Below are 2,049 nucleotides of genomic sequence, written 5' to 3' on the forward strand. Positions count from 1 at the left end.
TCATAATTGTTTACAACGTGTTTGTGTATGATTAGTTGCGTGGTTCAGCGACTAATTTAGTAAACTTTTACGAACCCGTGAAAATTCCGCAGGAATTTTCGCAAGTAGAGAAGAATAAAGCAATTAATTATACACGGTGTTAGGCAACGTAATTTTCTTTCCAACCGTTAGTTTTAGCAATCAATTCAGGATATAGACAAGATGAATTTCCGTCTTTTGAAACCAAAATTTTAATTGAATATCCAATTGATTTGTTATTTGTCAAAGCAAAATTATTAGTCCTTGATTTCGCAACATTATTACCGTATTCATAATGTACACCCATTGACGAACCAAATTTCGAAAATGTGAACCCTTTATTATGGCTTATTGAAATTATTTTTCCGTCCATAATTCTGCCTGATTTATACAATGAAATTTCTTTATTTATTCGTGAGTATAGCAGATAGGAAAGAATTAGTCCAATCAAAAGAATCGCTCCAGCTATGTAATACATAAAATCCATACTAAACGAATATTGTTCAAATTCGGTTGGCATTGATTCTCCGTTCAAATGTTTAATTGGAATTACATCTCCAATTTTTAAATTATCAGTTTTTTCTGGTTCAAACACACTAAACTTTGATTCCGCTTTCTGACTGTTGTCGTCAAATTCATAAGTCAAAATTTGTGGATTATTTCCATTGATAGTTATGTTATCAATTCCTTTGATTCCAGTTAGGATTGCATTTGCTGTAATTCCATCAGATTGAATTTTTTCAGCGTTTTCAATAAAAGGAAAACTATTCCCTAATGAATTCATCATTAAGCCCATTGGAAGAAAAAGAAGTAATGCAAATGCAATGCCTTGAAATGCAAAAAGTAGTAATATTGGTCTGATTTTAGCTCATTGCCAAATGGTTTTGAAGTTGGTTTTTCTTTCTGTCAATGTCGTTTCTCTTTATGTTGCCTAACGTGTTTGTATATGGTTTGTTGCGTGGTTTAGCACGTAATTTAACAAATAAAAACCGAATAGAAAATCCGCGAGGATTTTCGTAAGTAGGCTAGAACTAGCAATAAATTATATACGGTGTTAGCTACAGTTTTTATTTTCTTTTCAAAACTAAAATTCCAAGTACAACATAATAAAAAGTTGGTACTAATGCTAAAAATCCTAATAAAATATATTCATCACGCCAAAAGTCCCTGTAAGTTTTATAGTTTTCCGAGTACTCAGTTGACAAATAATCAGAAATAAATTGGTCATAACAAGCAGTCAAAACCCAAGTAATAATTAAAGCGACAATTGAAGTTATTAATAATTTTCTAGAATCAATTTTAGAGTTTGATTTTATCTTTTTAAGCAATAATATCAGCATTATGGTAAATGTTGCCAATGAAGTTAAAACTGATAAAATATAGGTTGTTTTTGGGTTTTGGTTAAAGACAATTAATGTGTCCTTTAATATTTCGCCAAAAAATCCGCATAGTTCAAATAATGTTAATATAAAGAAAGCTCCAATTCCAAAATAGTGTATGATTTTTGAATCTTTTTTTTCTGCAAAATTATCGTTCATAATTTAGTTGCTATTGTTTATTTTTTCAGTTGCTTCTTTCAATTTTTCCAAATCGAACCCTTTTGTTAATTCAGTAAGAATTAGTTTTTTCTTTATTTCACTTTCCAATCCGTTTAGTGATTTGTCATCATCGATAATCAGAAAATCAGACGCTTTAAATTCCGCTATGAATTTCAGGACTTCTTCTTTTCGGTTTTTACAATTCTCGTATTCTGGTAAAAATCCAATTATTTCTTCTTTTATTCCACGATTTTTGAAAATCAGATTAAATTCAGTCAGAGTCTTCACAGTTCGTCGAGTTGAACTTAACCAAATGTCAAATTCCGCAAGAGTAAGAAGTCGGTTTAGATTTTCAACACAAGATTCATTAAATTCAGAATACCCATCCGAGTGAATTCGGTCTGCTTTCCACGATGGATTTGTTATTAAAACTCCATCTAAATCTAATATCAAAAGTTTGTCGTTCAAATTGTAGCTAACGGCTTGGTATATG

Annotated in this window: 3 protein-coding genes; all 3 read right to left on the bottom strand. The window is 30.6% G+C overall.

Annotation, left to right across the window (positions count from 1 at the left end):
* Positions 1 to 139 precede the first annotated feature (139 nt).
* Positions 140 to 805: a hypothetical protein gene (locus tag KO515_RS15935; protein WP_215937332.1), complete on the bottom strand. Its 666-nt coding sequence runs from the start codon at positions 803 to 805 to the stop codon at positions 140 to 142.
* 280 nt (positions 806 to 1,085) lie between these two features.
* Positions 1,086 to 1,556: a hypothetical protein gene (locus KO515_RS15940; protein WP_215937333.1), complete on the bottom strand. Its 471-nt coding sequence runs from the start codon at positions 1,554 to 1,556 to the stop codon at positions 1,086 to 1,088.
* 3 nt (positions 1,557 to 1,559) lie between these two features.
* Positions 1,560 to 2,049: HAD domain-containing protein (locus KO515_RS15945; protein ID WP_215937334.1), on the bottom strand; the 490-nt coding region annotated here is incomplete at its 5' end.

Source organism: Winogradskyella psychrotolerans, assembly GCF_018860545.1.
Classification (GTDB): domain Bacteria; phylum Bacteroidota; class Bacteroidia; order Flavobacteriales; family Flavobacteriaceae; genus Winogradskyella; species Winogradskyella psychrotolerans_A.